The 19,462-nt window shown below is 67.3% G+C and carries 16 protein-coding genes and 1 pseudogene; 11 read left to right on the forward strand and 6 right to left on the reverse strand.

Annotation, left to right across the window (positions count from 1 at the left end; all coding sequences use genetic code 11):
• Window positions 1-89: 89 nt before the first annotated feature.
• On the forward strand, window positions 90-542 hold the full coding sequence (locus ACZ5TV_RS00175; protein WP_379780709.1) for a DUF5804 family protein: 453 nt from the start codon (window positions 90-92) through the stop codon (window positions 540-542).
• Window positions 543-893: 351 nt separating this feature from the next.
• Here ACZ5TV_RS00175 and ACZ5TV_RS00180 read toward each other — a convergent pair whose 3' ends face one another.
• A complete protein-coding gene (locus ACZ5TV_RS00180; protein ID WP_379780707.1) occupies window positions 894-2,096 on the reverse strand; it encodes a methionine adenosyltransferase in 1,203 nt (400 codons plus the stop codon).
• A 140-nt stretch (window positions 2,097-2,236) separates the two neighbouring features.
• Complete coding sequence (locus tag ACZ5TV_RS00185) at window positions 2,237-3,358, reverse strand: pyridoxal phosphate-dependent aminotransferase (RefSeq protein ID WP_379780705.1); 1,122 nt, start codon at window positions 3,356-3,358, stop codon at window positions 2,237-2,239.
• Window positions 3,359-3,478: 120 nt separating this feature from the next.
• Here ACZ5TV_RS00185 and ACZ5TV_RS00190 point away from each other — a divergent pair, with 120 nt between their 5' ends.
• Window positions 3,479-4,924: an amidohydrolase family protein gene (locus tag ACZ5TV_RS00190; protein ID WP_464383980.1), complete on the forward strand. Its 1,446-nt coding sequence runs from the start codon at window positions 3,479-3,481 to the stop codon at window positions 4,922-4,924.
• 18 nt (window positions 4,925-4,942) lie between these two features.
• Here ACZ5TV_RS00190 and ACZ5TV_RS00195 read toward each other — a convergent pair whose 3' ends face one another.
• From ACZ5TV_RS00195 to ACZ5TV_RS00205, 3 genes are all read right to left on the reverse strand, one after another.
• A complete protein-coding gene (locus ACZ5TV_RS00195) occupies window positions 4,943-5,935 on the reverse strand; it encodes a transcriptional regulator TbsP domain-containing protein (RefSeq protein ID WP_464383981.1) in 993 nt (330 codons plus the stop codon).
• A gap of 97 nt (window positions 5,936-6,032) precedes the next feature.
• Window positions 6,033-6,755, reverse strand: a complete 723-nt coding sequence (locus ACZ5TV_RS00200) for a methyltransferase domain-containing protein (protein WP_464384352.1) — start codon at window positions 6,753-6,755, stop codon at window positions 6,033-6,035.
• A gap of 74 nt (window positions 6,756-6,829) precedes the next feature.
• A complete protein-coding gene (locus tag ACZ5TV_RS00205; RefSeq protein ID WP_464383982.1) occupies window positions 6,830-7,240 on the reverse strand; it encodes a nascent polypeptide-associated complex protein in 411 nt (136 codons plus the stop codon).
• Window positions 7,241-7,336: 96 nt separating this feature from the next.
• Between ACZ5TV_RS00205 and ACZ5TV_RS00210 the strand changes: the two genes are divergently transcribed.
• Window positions 7,337-8,110 (forward strand): creatininase family protein, encoded by a 774-nt coding sequence (locus tag ACZ5TV_RS00210; RefSeq protein WP_379780148.1) that lies wholly within the window; start codon window positions 7,337-7,339, stop codon window positions 8,108-8,110.
• A gap of 19 nt (window positions 8,111-8,129) precedes the next feature.
• Here the strand turns inward: ACZ5TV_RS00210 and ACZ5TV_RS00215 are convergent, their stop codons facing one another.
• Entirely contained in the window at window positions 8,130-8,651 is a 522-nt protein-coding gene (locus tag ACZ5TV_RS00215; protein ID WP_379780150.1) for a DUF7344 domain-containing protein, read from the reverse strand.
• A gap of 418 nt (window positions 8,652-9,069) precedes the next feature.
• Between ACZ5TV_RS00215 and ACZ5TV_RS00220 the strand changes: the two genes are divergently transcribed.
• The 8 genes and pseudogenes from ACZ5TV_RS00220 (at window position 9,070) to ACZ5TV_RS00255 (ending at window position 19,457) form a co-directional block, all read left to right on the forward strand.
• Window positions 9,070-10,446: a SipW-dependent-type signal peptide-containing protein gene (locus ACZ5TV_RS00220; RefSeq protein WP_379780152.1), complete on the forward strand. Its 1,377-nt coding sequence runs from the start codon at window positions 9,070-9,072 to the stop codon at window positions 10,444-10,446.
• Window positions 10,447-10,555: 109 nt separating this feature from the next.
• Window positions 10,556-10,715 (forward strand): annotated as a pseudogene (locus tag ACZ5TV_RS00225) (SipW-dependent-type signal peptide-containing protein); the annotation flags it as partial.
• 741 nt (window positions 10,716-11,456) lie between these two features.
• A complete protein-coding gene (locus ACZ5TV_RS00230; RefSeq protein ID WP_379780156.1) occupies window positions 11,457-13,172 on the forward strand; it encodes a SipW-dependent-type signal peptide-containing protein in 1,716 nt (571 codons plus the stop codon).
• A 181-nt stretch (window positions 13,173-13,353) separates the two neighbouring features.
• On the forward strand, window positions 13,354-14,919 hold the full coding sequence (locus tag ACZ5TV_RS00235) for a vWA domain-containing protein (RefSeq protein ID WP_379780158.1): 1,566 nt from the start codon (window positions 13,354-13,356) through the stop codon (window positions 14,917-14,919).
• A gap of 287 nt (window positions 14,920-15,206) precedes the next feature.
• Entirely contained in the window at window positions 15,207-15,974 is a 768-nt protein-coding gene (locus tag ACZ5TV_RS00240; protein WP_379780160.1) for a hypothetical protein, read from the forward strand.
• Window positions 15,971-17,491, forward strand: a complete 1,521-nt coding sequence (locus ACZ5TV_RS00245; protein ID WP_379780162.1) for a DUF7467 domain-containing protein — start codon at window positions 15,971-15,973, stop codon at window positions 17,489-17,491. The genes ACZ5TV_RS00240 and ACZ5TV_RS00245 overlap by 4 nt, the downstream gene beginning before the upstream one ends.
• Window positions 17,488-18,624, forward strand: coding sequence for a signal peptidase I (locus ACZ5TV_RS00250; protein ID WP_379780164.1), 1,137 nt, complete (start codon window positions 17,488-17,490; stop codon window positions 18,622-18,624). The genes ACZ5TV_RS00245 and ACZ5TV_RS00250 overlap by 4 nt, the downstream gene beginning before the upstream one ends.
• Window positions 18,621-19,457, forward strand: coding sequence for a hypothetical protein (locus tag ACZ5TV_RS00255; protein WP_379780166.1), 837 nt, complete (start codon window positions 18,621-18,623; stop codon window positions 19,455-19,457). Before ACZ5TV_RS00250 ends, ACZ5TV_RS00255 begins: the two co-directional genes overlap by 4 nt.
• The last annotated feature ends 5 nt before the right edge of the window (window positions 19,458-19,462 follow it).

Here is a 19,462-nt window from a genome sequence, read left to right on the forward strand (position 1 = left end):
GGCGAGGTATATAAGCGAGTTCGATGATCGCGACCCGAGCCCGCAACCGGACCGCAATCGATTTCCCAACTCGACGCGACGGTCCGCCCGTGACGCGGGTGTGTCTCCTCGGCGATCCGGACGTCAACCTGACCTACGAGCTGCTGTCACGGGAGACGGCGCGCGAGGCGCTGGCGACGTACGAGATCGCGGAGCCGTTCGCGAACAGCGTCGCCGTCGACACGGTGAGTCTGGGCGCGGCGGTGTCGCTGTTGAACGACCTCCACTGGTACCTCGTGCGCTTCGTCGACGAGGCGCTGGTGTTGGAGCCGTCCGTCTCCCGCGAGGAGTGGCTCTCGCGTGACCTCGCGCGCGAGGTCCGGGACGGCGAGGTCCCTCCCGAGGAGACCGACCAGCGCCTCAAGGTGTTCGGCCTGGTCGACGGAGAGCCCGTCGAGCCGATGTTCGTCCGCCGGGTCCAAGGTCGGACCCCCGAGTACGACCTGCGGGAGGTCGACGAGACGCTCGTCGTCCGCGTGAGCGAAACCGAGTTCTCGGGGTGACCCGCGGTCGAGAGGGCGGTCACCGAAACGGCCGTCGGATCCGGACCGCTCGCGGCGTGTGACCCCGCGGGCAACGGGCAACGCGGCGATTCTCAAGAGCCCGACACGGCAGTTATATACCAGTTCTACAGGTGGGCTCGTTACTTATATACTATATAAGTAGCCGAGACGATCGGGCTGGCCTATGACGCTGGCCTATTACCCCGTGGAGCACACGACCTCGTCTCGGAGGGGCGCGCCTCCTCACCTCCGCGACCTGCCCGCGACGGATATACGGTCACAGAAAGGCGCACTACCGCTCGAACGACCCCGTGTCCGGAGTGATCCGAACGGGTTCGGTCGCGGTCCCGATCAGAACGTCGAGACGTCGCCGTCGATGACGCGGCGGGTGACCCCGGTCACGTCCGCGAGCTCGGCGTCGATGATCTCGACGACCTGGTCTTCGATGTCGGCGATGTCAACGCCGTCGGCCGTGACGATCTGTGCGTCGGCGACGTGGGGCTCGTCGATCGGGCGGCCGATCTGCGAGAGCAGGCGGACCTGGAGGTCGCGGATCCCGTCGACCTCTTCGGTGACCGATTCGGCGATGTGCGTCGACAGCAGGTTGTAGATCTTCCCGATGTGGTTGACGGGGTTCTTCCCGGAGGTCGCTTCCATCGACATGGGCCGGTTGGGCGTGATGAGCCCGTTCGCGCGGTTGCCGCGGCCGACCGAGCCGTCGTCGCCCTGCTCGGCGGAGGTGCCGGTGACGGTGAGGTAGATCGACCCCTGTTCGTAGTCGTCGGCGGTGTTCACGTCGACGTTGACCTCGCGGTCCGTGTGGTCGCGGGCGAGTCCCTCGACGAACTCGCGGACGTCGGTGACGGCATCGTCGTAGTCGTCGAGGTCGTCGATGTAAGCGTCGACCATCGCGGCGGCGACGGTGATGTCGATCCGGTCGCCCTCGCGTTTCCCCATCACCTTCACGTCGGGACCGAGCTCGGGGTGGTCGGCGTAGTAGGTGGTGTTGAGCTCGCGCTCGGTCTCGTGGACGATCGTCTCCGTCTCGGTGAGCGGCGCGTGACCGACGCCGAAGGAAGTGTCGTTCGCCATCGGGACCTGCTGGGTCTCCTCGCCGAACACGTCCTGCAGGTCGCCGGAGCCCTCACCGAGCTTGACGTCGACGACGACGTCCGTGCCGTACTCCAGCTCGGGGATCGCCTCCGCGAGGTACTCGCGGGCCGCCCGCAGCGCGGTGGAGTCGACCGGGAGTTGCTCGCCGTCGTACTCCTTCGTAGCGCGGCCGACGACGAGGATGTAGATCGGCTCGACGACTTCGCCGCCACCGAACGCGGGGGCCGCACGCCCCGCGACAAGCTGCGTCTCGTCGGTGTTGTAGTGGAGCACCTTCCCGACGCGGTCGAGGTAGAGCTGCGAGAGCGCGCGCGAGACCGACTCGGCGAGACCGTCGCAGATGGAGTCCGGGTGTCCGATACCCTTTCGCTCGACGATCTCGACCTCCTGGTCCTCGACCGCCTGCCGGTCGAGACGACTGACCTGTATGTTCCGATCCATTACGCCGCCGTACTCCGCCGGAGGCGGTATAACTTACGGAAACCTCTCGCGAGCCAATAATGCGTTACGGTTATGTTTTGGCAAGGATTGCGGGACATCGGCAGAGCGGTTTGAGGGATGCACCGCCTCGAACCGACCGACTACTGCACCGCCTCGTACGCCTCGGTCATGGTCGAGATCGCCTCCCGGAGCTCGTCCTCGTCGGTCGCGTACGAGATACGGGCGGAGCCGCGACCCCCCTCGCCGAACGCCTCGCCGGGGACGACGATCACGCCGCGGTCGAGACACTCGTCGACGAACCCCTCGGGGACCCGCGGCATCGCGTAGAACGCCCCCTTCGGGGTGGGGCAGTCGATCCCGGCGTCCGACAGCCCGTCGAGGAGGATATCCCGCCGGCGCTCGAAGGAGTCGGTCATCTCCGTGACGATCCCGCGGTCGCCCCGCAGCGCGGCCTCGGCGGCGTACTGTGCCGGGGCGGAGGCACACGCTTGCGCGTACTGGTGGACGCGCAGCATCCGGTCGACGCGCTCGGCGGAGCCGTACACCCAGCCGAGCCGCCACCCGGTCATCGAGAACAGTTTGGAGGCCGAGTTGACGACCACGACGCTGTCCGTCTCGGCGAACTCCATCGGAGAGTGGTGTTCGCCCTCGAAGACGGTGTACTCGTACACCTCGTCGGAGAGACAGAGCACGTCGTGCTCGTCGGCGATCCGAGCGAACTCCCGGACGTCCGCCTCGGACGAGACCGCGCCGGTCGGGTTTCCGGGGGAGTTGACGACGAACGCCGCCGTGTCCTCGGTTATCGCCGCCTCGACCGCGGCGGGGTCGATCGTGAGGTTCTCACGCAGTGGCACCGGCACCGGTTCGCCGCCCGCCAGCTTCGTCAGCGCGTCGTACGAGACGAACCCCGGGTCGGGAACGATGACCTCCTCGCCCGCGCTCACGTGCGCCTCCAAGGCGATGTGGAGCGCCTCGCTCCCCCCAGCGGTGGCAATGACGTTCGCCGGGTCGAGGCCGATCCCCTGGTCGGTTCGGTGTTTCTCGGCTATCGCCTCCCGGAGCGAGGCGGTCCCTTTGTTCTCAGTGTAGGCGTCCGCCTTCCCGGACTCGATGGCGTCGACGGCGGCCGCACGGGCGTGTGCGGGCGTCGGGAAATCGGGCTGCCCGAGCCCGAGGTTTATCGCGTCGTCGCCGGCCGCCTCGAACACCTCGCGGATCCCGCTTATCGAGATCCGCTCCACCCTGTCGGAGAACTTCGGCATGACCTATCGAGGGTCCCGCCCGGAGTTAGTTCTTGTTACCCGATCGCGTCCGCATGTCGTTCCCGTCTCCGCGTTCTCACCCACCGACAGTTCCTTGCCACAGGCACGTGATCCGATGGCATGGACACCCTCGTCACGGACACGCTGCTCGTCACGATGGACCCGACGGTCCCCGGCGCGACCGGCGATCTCGGGATCGTCGACGACGGCGCGGTCGGGTGGACCGACGGCGAGATAACCTACGTCGGCCCCGCGGCGGAGGTCGAGACGGCCGACGCCGACCGCACCGTGAACGGCGACGGCTGCCTCACGCTTCCCGGCTTCGTCAACGCCCACGTCCACGGCCGGCACACCCTGCTTCGCGGGGCGGCCCAGGACGTCCCCGAGATCGAGTGGATGACCCGAGCGCTCGGGCCGGTCGCGAGCCACGCGACGCCGGAGGACGGGGTCGTCGGCGCGAAACTGACGGCGATCGAGGCGCTCGCGTCCGGCACGACGACGCTCGGCGAGTACGCCGAGGGGGTCGCGACGCTCGTCGAGCGGGTGTATCGCCCCCTTGGACTCCGTGTCGTCGCCACCGAGACGATCAACGAGGTCCCCGACGACCGCACGGACGGCGGCCCCGACGAGCCGTACTCGTTCGACCGCGGGGCCGGGGAGACGGCGCTCGAACGCGCCGAGGCGCTGTTCGAGCGGTTCGCCGACGACTCGCTCGTTACGCCGGCGTACGGCCCGCAGGCGCTCGATATGGTGTCGCTCGACCTGCTCGAAACGATCACCGACCGGGCGCGACGGGGGGACCGAACCGTACACATGCACGTCGCCCAGGGCGACCGCGAGCGTAGACAGATCGCCGCCCGGTACGGCGAGGGAGCGACCACGGTCGGCGTGCTCCACGACGAGAGACTGCTCGGCGACCATCTGCTCGCGGCCCACCTCCACGGCGCGACCCCGGGCGAACGCGAGCGGCTCGCGGACGCCGGAGTACGGATGGTCGGGTGCCCCTCGTCGATCGTCGCCATCGACGGAATCGTCCCCCCGATCGTCGAGTACCGCGAGCACGGCGGCGTCGTCGCGTTCGGCACCGACCAAGCACCGGGACCCGGGGGACACGACGCGCTCCGGGAGCTCCGAACGACCTCGATGGTGTCGAAAGCCGAGCGTGGGGACCCGACCGCGATCGACGCGGCCGCCGCACTCGAGCTCGCCACGATCGGCGGGGCGCGGGCGCTCGGGATCGCCGACCGAGTCGGGTCGCTCTCGCCCGGGAAGCGTGCCGACGTCGTGGTGTGTGACCTGGGTCGGCCGAGCGTGGCACCCACGGTCCGATCGCCGTTTCACACCGCGATCCCGAACCTGGTGTACGGTGCCGGCAGCGATGTCGTCAGGGACGTGTTCGTCGACGGCGTCCAGCTCGTCTCTCCGGGCGGTATCGTCGGTGTCGACGTCGGTGATGTCGTCTCGGAGGCGAGACGCCGTGCCGAGCGCGTCTTCGCCGACGCGGAGACGGACTGGCGGGCGGCCGGGTCGACGATGGTCGACGCGGTGGATAACGGGCGGCTCTGAGCGGTCGGCCCCACCGGATCAGCGACGCCGATCCCAGACCGGCCGGTCGTCGTCCCGATAGTCGATCCCCGTCCGACTCCCCGACTCCGGGCCGTTCGTCGGGCTCCGCGCCCCCACGCACTCGTGAACCGCTCGAAGGAACGCGGCCGGGTCGACCGTGAGCAGCGTGTCGTCGGCCGCGCGAAGCCGGTTGTTCGGTCGGCCGTTCCCGATCGGAACCCTGACTGACTCGACGAGTCCGCGGGATTCGAGCGTCCGTCGGGCGTCGGCGAACCGCTGTGCCTCCACGACGTTCAGGTCGTTCGCCCACTGTCGAACGTCGGTAAACAGGAGGTCGTGGCGCGCACCGAGGGCGACGAACAGCGTCCGGTCGTCGACCGCCTGCGATCTGTCGAGTGCGTGGGGGTCGAGATCCACCGTTTCGAGAACCGTTTCGAGGTCGTCGCCGAACCGTCTGCTCAGTCGCTGACGGGCAGCCGCGACCACCGCCGTCCGGTGGGGCATGTCGACCCGCGCTGGCTCGGCACGCTCGAACCGCGCCTCGACCGCGCCGTGGGCGGCCGCCGATCGCTCCGAGTCGGTCTCGGTCACGAGCGTTCGCGCCCCGTCGGGCCCGGCGAGCGCGTCCGTCCGGTCCGGGGTCGCGAACAGCGTCCGGTCGGGACGCGGACCGGTCGCGGTCCGGACCGCTAGCTCACCGCGTGCTCGGGCCTCCGCGACCGCCGTACCGAGCCCGAACGTTCGCCCGAGCTCGTCGACGAGGCCCGGCCGACACGCGATCCGCCAGCATCCCCCGTCGGTTCGACGGCGGGCAGCGAGCACCGCGGGGACGACGTCGAGGTCGACGCCGACGGCGACCACGTTCCGACGGCCGGCGAGCGTATCCGCGAGGTCGTTCCGGAGTCCGCCGTCACGTTCGCTAGCACCCTCGGTGTCGACATCGGCGGCAGCGTCGCTATTGGCGTCGCTGTCGACATCGGTGGTAGCGTCGTCGCCGTCTGCACCGGGCATACGCCAGCTGGCGGACGAACCCGAATGAACGTTCCGGCGGTTATGGACCGAGACGGAAGTCGAGAAGAGGCCGCTGAACCGTCCACGACGCGCCCGGTCAGGGGGCCCGGGCGATCACGAGGTACCCGGTGTGACCGACGCCGCCCGTCGACGGGCGGGAGCCGCGATCGGAGAAGTCCATCTCCCGCTGGATCGTCTCGCGCGTCTCGATCTCGACGAGGCCGGCCTCGCGGGCGGCACGCACGGCCTCGCGAGTGCCCTCGACGAACGGAGAGTAGACGGCGACGTACCCGCCGGAAACGAGCAGCGCTCCGGCCCGTTCGACGACCGCCGGCGCGTCCCCGGTATCGAGCGTGAGCACGTCGAACGGGTCGTCCGCCGCGAGCGCGTCCAGGTGCGCCGTGAGGTCGCCCGTCCGGACCTCGACGCGGTCGTCGACACCCGCGATCCGCATGTTCTCGCGGGCGACCTCGGCGAACTCGGGGTCGATCTCGTAGGAGGTCACGTCCGCGTCGACGCGTCCGAGGTGTGCCGCGAGGATCCCCGTTCCGGTGCCCGCATCGAGGACGCGATCGCCACGGCTCACGCCGGTGAGCCCCAACACGAGGCCGATGTCGCGCGGCATCATCGGCGCGCCGGTGCGTTCGAGGTGGTCGAACAGGTCGGGTCCGCGCAGTTCGCGGACCTCGAACACGGTTCCGAGGTGCGTCTCGACGGTGTCGCCGGCGGCGACGTCCTCGGGGACCTCGATCACCCCGAGATCGGTGCCGAACTCCGCGCCCGGTTCGAGGAGGTACTCGCGGTCCTCGTGAACCAACAGGTACGCGGCGTCAGTCGACGGGTCGTCGACGGACGACCCGTCGGCCGATGAGCCGTTGGTCGACGAGCCGTCGGTCACTCGAGGGCGGCGATCGCGGCCGCGAGGTCGCCGTCGTTGTCCTCCAGCGTCTCGCGGGCGGTCGACTTCGGGACGCCGGCCCGCTCGGCGACGAGCTCGACGTCGCCGTCCGGGATCCCCCCGTCGTCCGCCGCATCAGTGGCCGCGTCGCCGGCTGCGTCGCCGCCCTCCACCGCGCCGGCCGTGCCGCCCGCGCCGGCGTTCTCGACCGCCTCCGGCGAGCCGACGATCTGGTAGGTCTCCTGGCCCTGGGCGTCCATCTTCGTGACCTGCGGCCCTTCGAAGACGAGGTCGGCCTCAGCCGTCTCAATGACGACCCGCTCGGCGTCGAGCTCCTCGACATCGATCCCCATCTGTTTCATCATCTGCTTCATCTTCCGCGGGTTCATACCGCCTCCTCCGAACATACGCAGGAATTCGGCCGCACGGCACAAAAAGGGTGACGACACGCGCCGTCGACGACGATGGGTGGGGTTGATACCGATCCCGCACGACGATCGAGCATGTACCTCGCGGATCACACGTGGCCGGCGTTGCAAGCGGAGCTCGACGCCGCTTCCACCGCGATCGTCCCGCTCGGATCGACCGAACAGCACGGCCCGCACCTCCCGCTGGCGACCGACCACCTGATCGCCGAGGCGCTCGCGACCGCGGCCGCCGACGAGACCGGGATCCCCCGAACGCCGACCGTCGACATCGGCGTGAGCCCGCACCACCGACAGTTCCCCGGGACGCTGTGGGTCGACCCCCCGGCGTTCCGTCAGTACGTCGAGAGCGTCACCCGGAACCTCGCATACCACGGGATCGACCGCGTCGTGTACGTCAACGCCCACGGCGGCAACGTCTCGCACCTCCGCGAGGTCGGCCGGCGACTCCACGAGGACGGAACGATCTACGCCGTCGAGTGGATGTGGGACGAATCGATCCCCGAGCTCGTCGACGAGCTGTTCGAACACAACGGCCCCCACGCCGGCCCGAAGGAGACGGCGATGATCTCCCATATCGCGCCCGAGCTCGTCGACGAGACGGCGGTATCGGAGGCCCGTGACGGCGGTCTCGTCGACCTCGAGGAGTCGGACGCCGTCGTTCACGGCGCGAGAACGTACTACGACGCGATCGATAACTCCGCGAACGGCGCGTTCGGCGACCCGACGGACGCGACCGCGGAGAAGGGCGAGCGGCTGTTCGAGGCCGCCACCGAGCAGCTGGTTCACCTGCTGGAGTGGCTGGAGGCGCGAGAACCGGAAGCGCTCCGTCCCGAACCGCGGGTCGAATAGGCGGATCGAGGCGCGACCCTCACCGGAACCGCGCCGGAAGTCGAAACGCCCGCCAGAGCTGGACGAGCGTCACCGCCGCGAACACCGCGAGCGCCCCGCTGGTCCAGAGGATCGGGTCGACCGTGCCGACGAGCGGTGCCTCCAGCTGCGCGGCGAGGACGACGAGCAGGGTGACCACGCCGAGCACCTGATACAGCTCGGTCCACGTGACGCCGTAGCCGGTGACCACCTCCATGTACCGCCCCACGTCCCGTGCGCCCTGACACGTACGGACCTCCTTGCGGCCCCGGTCGTACTCGACAACCCCGAGCTCGTGGAGTCGTGGGAGATGTGTCTGGTGGAGCGAGGCGTACACGCTCTCCCGAACGCACGCCGGTGCGGGACTCGTGCCGGTCTCGTCGGCGGCGATCGCCTCCGACAGCTCCCGGACGGAGATCGCCCCGCCCCTCGTACGCAGCTCCCGAAGCGCGTGTTTTCGGCGGCTGTTTGAGAGCACGTCGTGGATGACGGTCTCCGGAAGGGCGTCGGAACGGATCTGCATTGAACTGTGAAACACCTCGATGAGAGAGGGTCGACGTGTGGGGAGATATGTATGCGCCGCGTACTACCGTGTGCCGTGGTAGCAGTCGTGTGCTGACTGATCCCGGGTTCGACGGTAGGAACACCCACCTGTGTCGTTCAACATCGACGACGAGCACGGTAGGCACTCCCAGAGAGTGCGGTAGGGACTCCGAAGCGAACGGTAGGGACGCCTATCCGGACCGGTAGGCGTCTCATCGGATGCGGAGTTCAGTGATCGCTCGATGGTAGGTGACGCCTTCAAACGGTTGATTTCGGGTGTTTCGAGTCGAACGGCTCGTTAGAACCGTCGATGGTGCGGTTAGGATCCGACGTGTCTGCTCGTAACTATCCCCCCTACCGCTAAGGAGGGGGTACTGGCAGTGCAGCCAGGAGCAATCATGAGCAACAACGACAACAGCGACTTCGGCCTTTCGCGGCGACAGATGCTCGGTGGGCTGGGCATCGTCGGCGTGGCCTCCGCGGGTGCAGGACTCGGAACGACGGCGTATTTCAGTGACTCGGAGAGCTTCGAGGAGAACACCCTCACCGCTGGCGAGCTCGACCTGTTCGTCCACGTGGACTACTCGGAGGACCAGGGCTCGTTCGCACAGTACTCGACGCCCCCGGGAACGTTCATCAACGGTGGCGTGGTTGGAGAGACCGTCGAAGAAGACGGCATAGTTATCGAAAAGGGAACGCCGCTCAGCATCCAGGTAGAGGACCTGAAGCCCGGCGACTCCGGCGAGGGCGATTTCTGCTTCTCCATCGTGAACAACCCCGCGTACATGTGGATGTGTGGGGAGCTGACCGCGAACGACCAGAACGGAACGACCGGACCCGAGGAGACCGCACTCCAAGAGATCTACGGCGAGATCCCCGAGGACGGACAGCTCGCGGACGCGATGCAGGTGACGGTGTCGTACTGCGACGCGGACGGCAACGACGACGAGGAGATCGTCTCCGGGTCGCTCGCCGAGGTCATGGCGGCGCTCCAGACCGGCGTTCCCCTCTACGGCGACGGCGACCCGGACCAGCCGGTCGCGAACCGCCCCGCTTTCGACGGCGTTGAGGCTCCCTTCGACGACAACGGCGACCCCGTCATCGACGAGACGTGCGTCTGCTTCGAGTGGGAGGTTCCCACGACCGTCGGCAACGAGATCCAGACTGATTCCGTCGAGTTCGACTTCGAGTTCTACGCGGAACAGGAGCGGCACAACGACGGGACGACGAACCCGTGTGTGGACGAGTCGTACGCGGCCGACTACGTCAACCCGGACGGGATCAACCAGCCCATCCCGGACGGCGTCGCCCGCGTCGATGTCTCCTACGGCGACGACCAGGTCGTCTACGGGATCACTTTCGACGAACCCGCCGACAGCCAGTACAGCCTCGCCGACCCGAACTTCGCGGTCGCCAACTTCTCGATGCCGTTCGACCTCGACGACAGCGGCAACTACGACTACCAGGTTGCCTGGAATGCGGAGGGCGGAGACGACTTTCTCTACTCCGAGGTGGACGGCACGCCTAACTGGGAGAAGGACGTTGGCTCGTGGTCGCCTGTTCCGTCGACGATCGTCACAGCCAAGTTCGGAAACCAGGCGGTCATCGCGGTCCCGCGATCCGACCTCGAAACCGGCGGCAACGACTACGCCTTCGGCTTCAACGCGAGTGCCGGCGGCGAAGCACCGTCCGTCGGGATCCCGGTCGGTGGTCCCTACTCCGGTACCGACAACTTCACCAGCAGCGAGAACGGGCAGGGCGCGACGCTCCAGTAACCCCCGTTAATCCGTCTGGCTGCGCGTCGCCGCCGGACCGCGGCTTCCCACAGTGGCGTCCGACGGTTCGACTCCGTCGGTGGGAGTTCCCCACAGGGGATGATACACAATGGATAACGACAAAATCGGACTCTCGCGGCGCAAGATGCTGGTCGGACTGGGGGCAGTCGGCGTTGCCTCCGCGGGTGCGGGGCTCGGGACGACGGCGTTCTTCAGCGACGAGGAGAGCTTCCAGGACAACACGATCACGGCCGGACAGTTCGAGCTCATGGTGAGCCAGACGACCCACATGGTCGACCAGGATGGGATCGGCCCCGATGAACAGACATTCGACGACATGGTCGATGACAGCGACCGCGACTTCGCCGAGGGGTTCCTCGACATCACCGACGCGAAACCCGGAGACAGCTACAAGTACTGCTGGGACCCGTGCGTGAAGTACAACCCCGGCTACATCCAGATCACGCTCTCCTCCGAGGAGACCGCGGGCAACGACAACGGTGTCAACCACGTCGACGCGGACGGTCTGCTCGGCGACTTCATGCTCGCGGTGGTCACGCTGGAGGACCAGAACGGCGACACTGAAGTCGTGTTCCAGGGCACGCTCGGCCAACTCGTCGACGAGTTTGCGGCGGGTGGTCTCGTTCACGCCGTGGGCGGCGAGGACCCCGAGTACTGCCACCAGCCGTGCGAGCTGATGGAGGGTGCCGATGGCGAACCCGCGGACGCCGTCGAACTCTGCGTCTACCTCTACCTGCCGAGCCGCGCCGATGTCGGCGAGACCGTGACCGTCGGCAGCGTGGAGTTCGGTCCGCTCGAGGCCTCCGACTCACCCGGTAACGCCGTTCAGGGCGCGATCTTCGAGGGCGACGTGCACTTCGAGGCCGAGCAGTGCCGCCACAACGAGACGCCGTTCCAGAACGACATCGAGGTCGTCGACGGGAGTCCTGAGTAAGTGAACTGCTAGGCCAAGAACCGGACGAACCAACGATTTCGGACACTCATACACAATGACAAACGAAAACCCAAACACACGACTCTCCCGCCGTAAACTACTCGGCGGACTCGGGGCCATCGGCGTCGCGAGCGCCGGCGCAGGGCTCGGAACCACCGCGTTCTTCAGCGACGAGGAGAGCTTCACGGACAACACGATAGAAGCCGGAGCGGTCGAGCTCCGGATGGACTGGCAGCAGAGCTACTACACCGGAATCGACGGACAGGATCCGGACGACCACACGACGTGGGAGCCGATCAACGCCTATCCGGACCTGAACGGCGACAACTTGCAGGACCCGATCTACACGCGGTTCCAACTGCAGGAGGACCCGACGCTGGTCGGCCTTCCGGCTGACGCGGACGACGACGAGATCGAGGCCGGCTACCGCGGCCAGTTCGCGAGCTTCGACGGAACGGAGACTGACGGCACCGGCAACCACGAGTTCGTCGGGCCAGTGATCGACCTCGACGACGTCAAGCCCGGCGACCGCGGCGAGATCACGATCAGCAAACACGTCTTCGACAATCCGGCGTATCTCTGGCTCAACGCGAGCAACTACCAGCACACCGTCGGCGGGTTGAACGACCCCAAACGCGAAGCGCTCACGGAGATCTACGGCGATCTCGATGATGAAGCCCTGATCGCGGCTGCAGAAGAGGAGATGCAGTTCGCCAAGGAGATAGACGCCACGCTCTGGTACGACGACGACTGTGACAACTTCTTCGACGAGGGGGCTGGTGCCTGTATCCAGTTCGTCGTCGACAACACGGACTCGATGGGGAGTCAGGCTCCCGGTTCGCAAGACGAACTGAAAGACGAACTTCTGATCGAGGCACTTGAGGAGTACGTTGGACGGCTCGACACCAAAGACGGCGCGGAGTCTTCCGACGGCGACACCAGTCCGTTCAGCGTTGGGCTGACCAACTGGACGGCGGTGGCGGACACCGTTCTCACTCCGACGAGCGATGTCGGCGATATCATCGGTACTGATGGGGGGAACTACGAGGACTCTACCGGTCTCCAGACGATCGACTACCAGTCACTCGACGGAGACACCGATCTAGTGAACGCGATCGAGACTGGTTCGGACGCGCTCGCGACATGCCCCGAGGACGAAGACCGGATCATGGTCGTCGTAACGAACGGGATCAACGTCGAGACCAGCGACTTCCTCGCGGCAGCGAGCGACAACCTCCGTCAGAACGGCGGTGAAGTTGACCGATACCTCGTCATCGGATTCGGCGTACTCGGCGACAGCATCGACACGCTCGAAGAGATCAGCACGCTTCCGGGCAACCACAAGTTCATGCTCGTCCCCGATCCGGACATCGATCAGGCGATCAACGGTCCGGCGGACCCGAACACGGACCCCGAAACCAGCGTCGCCGAGGAGATCGGCTTCACTGCCGGCGGCGAACAGGCGATCTTCCAGGGGTCGCTGTACGACCTGCTCACGCAGCCCGCGCCAGTTAACCCGGACGGGACAGTCGACGACTACGAAGTCGACGGCATCGCGGGTGGCTACCCGCTCGATTCGGACCGGAACCGCGACGGCCGGCAGTGCTACCCCAACTCCGACACGCGCTGTATCGCGTTGGAATGGCACCTCCCGTTCGAGGTGGGGAACGAGATCCAGGGCGACTCGATCGTCTTCAACCTGGACTTCTACGCCGAGCAGTGCCGGCACAACGACGGGTCGCACAACCCGTTCGAGCAGCAACTCGCGTAGACACCGAGTCGGTTGAGAGAACTGAAACGAGACCACGGTCCCGGAACAGTGCGGCCGGTCGCTCCCAGCTACCGGCCCATCCATCCCATTCGAAGCCCCGGACGGGGCGGTCGACGACGACGGTTCGATCCCGTCGGTGGGCGTTCGCAGATGAAGCGACCTTCACGAGCGATACCCGATCATGACAGACGAAACGAACCACACTGACACCAGCATTGCCGGCCTCTCGCGCCGAAAACTCCTCGGCGGACTCGGGGCCATCGGCGTCGCCTCCGCCGGTGCAGGCCTTGGAACGACCGCGTTCTTCAGCGACGAGGAGTCGTTCCAGGACAACACGCTCACCGCGGGCGAGTTCGACCTGAAGATGGACTACCGCATGACCTACCGTGGCGGCCACGGGCGGCTCGCGGAGCTTCAGGCGAACTACCCGGACGCCACCTTCGTCGACGAGGACATGGAGCCGACTGACGAGGACACCGGGGTTTACCTGCTCGATCAGGTCCCCGGCCTGGAGAACTACCCGGGAGCGGGCGACTGGGTCCGCGGTGCGAACGGTATCTTCGACCCCGAATCGGAGGAAGGAGAGGGGTTCCGCCGCGAGGAACTCATCGACGCGGGCGACCTTGAGGAGGCGCTCATCCGCATCGGCGACGTCAAGCCCGGCGATTACGGCGAGGTCACCTTCAGCACCCACCTGTACGACAACCCCGGCTACATGTGGATCGGCGGCGCGCTGACCGCGAATGACCAGAACGGCTACACGGGTCCCGAGGAAGTCGCGCTCGAAGAGATGGGGATCACCGTCGACGATCCTGACGGGGAGGGCCAGCTCGCGGACGCCATCGAGGCGAAGATCTGGTACGACGACAACTGTGACAACATCCATCAAGAGAGCGGCGGCGAGGATGGTGGAAATGTGGACGTGATGCTCTCGATCGACACCTCGGGATCGATGGGGGGCGGCTCGGGAAGCCGCATGGAGAACGCCAAGGCAGCCGCACTAACGTTCCTCGACAACCTCGGCTCGGACGACCGCGTCGGCCTCGTGACGTTCGACTCGGCCGGCCAGCTACGTCAGGGATTGACCTCCGATCACTCGCTCGTCGCGGCGTTCTTACAGCCGGGACCAGCGGGGATCACGTCCGGCGGCTTCACCATGATGGACGCCGGCGTCGACCTCGCGGCCGACGAACTCACGGCCAACGACCGTGGTGTCGATCAGGCGATCATCCTACTTGGTGACGGCCAACCGAACCGGTCCGCACGTCCGGGTAGCAACCACACGCAGAACGCGATACAGGCCGCACAGGACGCCAAAAATGCCGGTATCACGGTCATCACCGTGGGCCTCGGGGTCACCGGATTCGCACAGAACACCCTCATTCAGATGGCGAGCGGGAGCAACGGAACCACGCTCTACTACGACTCGCCGACAGGCAACGACCTCGACGACATCTACTCACAGATCGCGGCGGTCGTGCTCACCGGCGAGGCGGTCATCGTCGAGGGAACGCTCCGCGAGGTGATGGATGCCCTCGCCGAGGGGATCCCGCTCGACGCGAACCTCTCGGAGGAGGAGCGAACCTGCTTCACGAACTCCGTCACTCGGTGTTTCGGCTTCGAGTGGGAGCTGCCGACCACGGTCGGCAACGAGGTACAGACCGACTCCGTCGAGTTCGCGATCGGCTTCGCCGCGGAACAGTGCCGCCACAACGACGGCGAGGCGAACCCGTACGCGGGGGCGTGAGCGACTGACGACCTCCGGCCGGACGAGAGCGTCCCGAAGGACGCTCTCCCCCATTCGAAGCTCCGTGCGGAGCGGACGACGACGGCTCTCGGCCCGTGTTCCGGACGGCGGGGCACTCCCGTAACTCGTGTCGTCGTGCCCGATAGTCAGCGCCTGCCGTCGCGGTAGGGGGTGACTGCCGGATGGTTCGGCCTCCGAACCGTCCGGGTAGGCTGCGCGTACATACGTAGTGGGAGAGCGTGGAGAGTATCGACGAACCGGCCGTTCGGAGCCGACCACACACACGAATGACGAAACGAGACATACACATCACTCGCCGGGAAGCGCTCGCGGGCGTCGGAGCCGTCGGCTTCGCGACCGCCGGGGTCGCCCGTGGGCGCTCGACCGGGAGTTGGAACGGGTATACGAACTACACCTACGCGGCGTCGACGGGTCCCCGGCTCCTGGTCGGGTGGCGTGGGACGTACAACGGCGACCTCGGTATCGAGGGCCCGACCGACCCGGACGAGTTCGTCGACGGGATCGACGAGCTCGACGGCGAAGTACGCCTCGTCGACGCGGACAACGTCCTCCCGAAGGACCACGGCACCGCGAGCGTCGGACTGATCGCCGAAAACGACCCCGCTCGGGTCTGGATGAAACTGGAGGCCGTGAGCAACGACCTCACGGACCGGATCGAGATCGAGACGCGATACGACACCGGGCTGTTCGGGGTCGGCGGCTGCGTCGGCGCGGAGAACGACCCGCGTGGCGCAACGATCGCCGCGGGACCGCTATCGGCCCCGGAGACCGTCCCGTCCGCGAACGGCGACCTCCTGACGGGGGTCGAGCTCGATCCCGGGATATTCGACAACAGCTGTCTCGGGACGGACGAGAGCCTTTGTCTCGCGTTCACCTGGGACGTACCCACCGGACAGGGGAACGTCGGCAGCGGGGAGTCGGCGGCGTTCGCGCTCCGGTTCCGAGCGACCGACTGTGCGGACCCGAACAACCCGTTCGATCCGGCGGAGAACGGCGACAGTACGGCGGCCGACGACGACGAGGTGACGGCATGACCCGACGAAGCGACGGTGGACGCGGATCCGACGGCGTGGGACGCCTGAGCCGTCGCCGACTCCTCGCCGGCCTCGGCGGCGTTGGGGCCATCGGTGCGGCGAGCGGAGCGGGCACGTTCGCGTTCCTGACGGACGCGGCGGCGCTGCCGAACAACACGATCGGGAGCGGCGAGGTCGCCCTCGACATCTCCTGTGCGGACCACGACGGGACGGCGAACTGCACCGTTTCGGACGGGCTCGTGAGCGTCGGGATCGAGGGCCTCGACCGCGGGAGCTACGGGGCGGAATCGTTCGGGATCTCGGTGCTGACGAACCCGGCACGGCTCTGGTTCGCGACCGTCTGTCCGGATCCCGACCTGGCGGCGTTCGACCCGCTCGGCGACGCGCTGTCGGTGACCCTCGTCGTCGAGAACGGCGGGTCCTCGACGCTGTTCTCCGGGTCGCTATCCGCGCTCCGGGAGGCGTTCGTCGACGGACTGCGGATCGACGACCTCGACGGTGAGGCCTGTCTTTCCCCGGACGAGACGCTCGACGTAACGCTCTACTGGGAGCTCCCGATCGACGCCCCGAGTGTAGCAGCCGGGAGGGAGACCGGGTTCGAGTTCCGGCTGTACACCGAACAGTGCCGACACGTCTCCGAGGACGACGCGGTGGGATCGAACCCCTTCGCTGGCCTCGGGCCGTGTGAGGAGCCGCCCGAGCCGTGTCCGGAGTGCGAGTTCGGCGGGAAAGCGGACGACGTCGAGGGGCAGATATCGATAAGCGATCCGAACGACACCGCGACCTGGCTGTCGATAGACGAGGGCCCGCTCGCGGGCGAGGCGTTCCTGTTCGTCACCGACGTCGAATACAAGGACGGCGACGAGGCCGTGGGTGTACGGTTCGATCTGGTGGACGCCGACGGGAACGCCTTCGGCGACCTCTGTGAGGTGCGTCTCAAGGGCGGGCCGACCACGGAACGCTACCAGATCGAGCCGCCGAGCCCCGACACCGGGGCAGTGCTCCTCGCCCCGGACGGCTCTGGTAACTCCGGACGCCGGGAGATCAGCAACATCGAGATCGACATCTGTGTGGACGAGGAGCGGGGATCCGACGAGCCGGACGACTCCGGCGACCCCGACGAACCGGACTGTATCGAGTGCGTCAACGGGGAACCGACCCTGCTCGGCCTGACGTTCCGGTACCTCGGCTCGGAGCCGGCCCAGATAACTGGCGTTCCCGAACAAGGGGGTGCGTCGACTGGCCTCCTGTTCGAGGGAACGGTCGCCCCCGACGAGCGCTTCACGCTCGACGGGACGAACCTCGACAGGCCGGGGAACCGCGACGACTGGATCGGCCCGAACGTCGAGATCGTCGTCGACGGCGGCACCACCGTCTCCATTCATACCAGCTGCTCCGTCGCCCTCGGGGTCGGCGACGCCTTCGGATCCGACGGCGCCGGAGGGCCGCTGTACGAGCTCGTCGCCGGGACGAGCACCGACGGGGAACCGCTCTGTGACTCGGAGGACCGATCATGACCACAGCTACAAGATTCAAAACTATCGCCAACGTTCTCGGATTACTCCTACTGATCGCGCTCGTCGCGCCGTTCGTAGTGTACGCGGTCCCCGCGGTCGTCGGGGCGGAGTACAGCTTCGTCGTGCTCACCGCGAGCATGACTCCGGCGATCGCGCCGGGCGACGTCGTCATCGTCGACGAACGCGATCCGGCGTCGATCGCGGAGGGGGACGTGATAACGTTCCTCCGCGGCGACAACGAGGTCCCGGTGACACACCGCGTTATCGGCGTCGAATCGGCAGGCGGCGGCGTCGCCTTCGAGACGCAAGGCGACGCGAACGACGTGGCGGACGCATCGCTCGTGCCGGGCGGGAACGTCCTCGGCGTCGTGATGATCACGATCCCCTACATCGGGTACGTGATACAGTTCGCGGCCTCGCCAGCCGGGTTCGTCGCGCTCGTCGTGATCCCGTTCGGGCTGCTCGCGGTCTCGGAGCTCTGGAGCCTCTACCGTGCTCGAACCGGGCACGGGGCTGCGAACGGGGGAGACGCCGAACCGGCTGGGGCAGACGCTGAACCGGACGGTGACCAGGTAACCGATGCCGGCGTCGCGGCCGGTGGCACCGCGGCTGGCGGTGCTGCAGCTACCGGCGGCGCGACCGACGTGGGGGCCGCGACTGACGAGGGGTTCGTCGTGACGGTACGCACCGTCCAGGGGGCGGTCGGCGTGCTCCTCGCGGTCGTTCCGTACGCGGTGTACATCGCGTACACGCTCCGGACCGGCCTGACGATCGGCGTGGCGACCGGCGCGACGATGGGGCTCCTCGCGGGGGTCGTGCTCCTCGTTACGGCCGGCAGCGGTTCCGAAGCGGCGTCCGCGACGACGGACGAACCGGGAGACGGCGGGGACGACCCCGACGACCCCGACTCGGACGTAGCGGAGGTGGTCGCGGGGGATCCGACCGACGTGGACGGGGACTCGAACACGAACGTAAACGCTGGCACGAACACGGATGCCGATGCGGGGGAGAACGCGGGCGCGGGCTCGGAGCCCGCCGTGGACGACTCGTGGCCGTCGGCGTCCGGCCTGTTCGACGACCCGGTGATCGAGCCGGCCGCGGACGGCGGGGCAACGAACGAGGCGGAGCGATGATCCGAACCGCGGCGGTCGTGATGGCCGCCGTCCTCGTGTTGAGCGTCTCCTTCGCCGGAGGATACGGGACGGTCGCGTTCTTCTCGGACGAGGGCGCGATCGACGGGAGCTTCGCCTCCGTCGAGGAATTCGAGGAGTTCGAGTCCGGGACGGACGCATCGGAGGGAGTCAACGGAACGCAGGATATCACCGGAGGGCAGGTGGTTGACGACGGGGAGACGGATCCCGCGGACAGCGGAAACGAGTCCGCTGGATCGACCGATCCGACCGATGGAAACGGCACCAACGTCGGGAACGGGACCGACCTCGGCGACGGTGACGAGGTCGACGACGCCCCTGACGCTGGCAACGAGACGATCGCCGAGAGCGGAACGGGTAACGAGTCAGTTTCCAACCCTGATGGTAACGAGTCCGTCTCCGGCAACGGCAACGGATCCGTCCCCGGCAACGGCAACGGATCCGTCCCCGGCGACGGAAACGAACCTGTCGGTAATCAGTCGGACGTCTCAGAGGACGACGACACCACTGCCGTCGACGGTGACGACGGGAGCGACGATCAGGGGGGTGTGACCGACGACGAAACCGAAAGCACCGAGCCCGACACCGGGAGCGGTGAGGAACCCGACGGCGACATTGAGTCGGACGACGGGACACCGGACACTGACGGCGAAGGAAGCGAATCGGGCGTCGAGGAGGGGGACGAAACCGATGATGCCGACGGAGGGGACGGAGCCGAGAGCGATCAGGAGGAAGACGACGAGGGTGGAGACGACCAGGACGCCGGCGTCGCCGCGGACGAAGGTGACTCGGAAGGAGGCGACGACGATGTGTGATCGGT

The sequence above is a fragment of the Halorubrum tibetense genome, from assembly GCF_055396225.1.

Excerpts from the sequence above, each read along its gene's own strand:
- ACZ5TV_RS00180 (WP_379780707.1), bottom strand. The coding sequence starts at position 2,096 with ATGGATCGGAACATACAGGTCAGTCGTCTCGACCGGCAGGCGGTCGAG.
- ACZ5TV_RS00185 (WP_379780705.1), bottom strand. The coding sequence starts at position 3,358 with ATGCCGAAGTTCTCCGACAGGGTGGAGCGGATCTCGATAAGCGGGATC.
- ACZ5TV_RS00190 (WP_464383980.1), top strand. The coding sequence starts at position 3,479 with ATGGACACCCTCGTCACGGACACGCTGCTCGTCACGATGGACCCGACG.
- ACZ5TV_RS00195 (WP_464383981.1), bottom strand. The coding sequence starts at position 5,935 with ATGCCCGGTGCAGACGGCGACGACGCTACCACCGATGTCGACAGCGAC.
- ACZ5TV_RS00205 (WP_464383982.1), bottom strand. The coding sequence starts at position 7,240 with ATGTTCGGAGGAGGCGGTATGAACCCGCGGAAGATGAAGCAGATGATG.
- ACZ5TV_RS00210 (WP_379780148.1), top strand. The coding sequence starts at position 7,337 with ATGTACCTCGCGGATCACACGTGGCCGGCGTTGCAAGCGGAGCTCGAC.
- ACZ5TV_RS00215 (WP_379780150.1), bottom strand. The coding sequence starts at position 8,651 with ATGCAGATCCGTTCCGACGCCCTTCCGGAGACCGTCATCCACGACGTG.
- ACZ5TV_RS00220 (WP_379780152.1), top strand. The coding sequence starts at position 9,070 with ATGAGCAACAACGACAACAGCGACTTCGGCCTTTCGCGGCGACAGATG.
- ACZ5TV_RS00230 (WP_379780156.1), top strand. The coding sequence starts at position 11,457 with ATGACAAACGAAAACCCAAACACACGACTCTCCCGCCGTAAACTACTC.
- ACZ5TV_RS00235 (WP_379780158.1), top strand. The coding sequence starts at position 13,354 with ATGACAGACGAAACGAACCACACTGACACCAGCATTGCCGGCCTCTCG.
- ACZ5TV_RS00240 (WP_379780160.1), top strand. The coding sequence starts at position 15,207 with ATGACGAAACGAGACATACACATCACTCGCCGGGAAGCGCTCGCGGGC.
- ACZ5TV_RS00245 (WP_379780162.1), top strand. The coding sequence starts at position 15,971 with ATGACCCGACGAAGCGACGGTGGACGCGGATCCGACGGCGTGGGACGC.
- ACZ5TV_RS00250 (WP_379780164.1), top strand. The coding sequence starts at position 17,488 with ATGACCACAGCTACAAGATTCAAAACTATCGCCAACGTTCTCGGATTA.
- ACZ5TV_RS00255 (WP_379780166.1), top strand. The coding sequence starts at position 18,621 with ATGATCCGAACCGCGGCGGTCGTGATGGCCGCCGTCCTCGTGTTGAGC.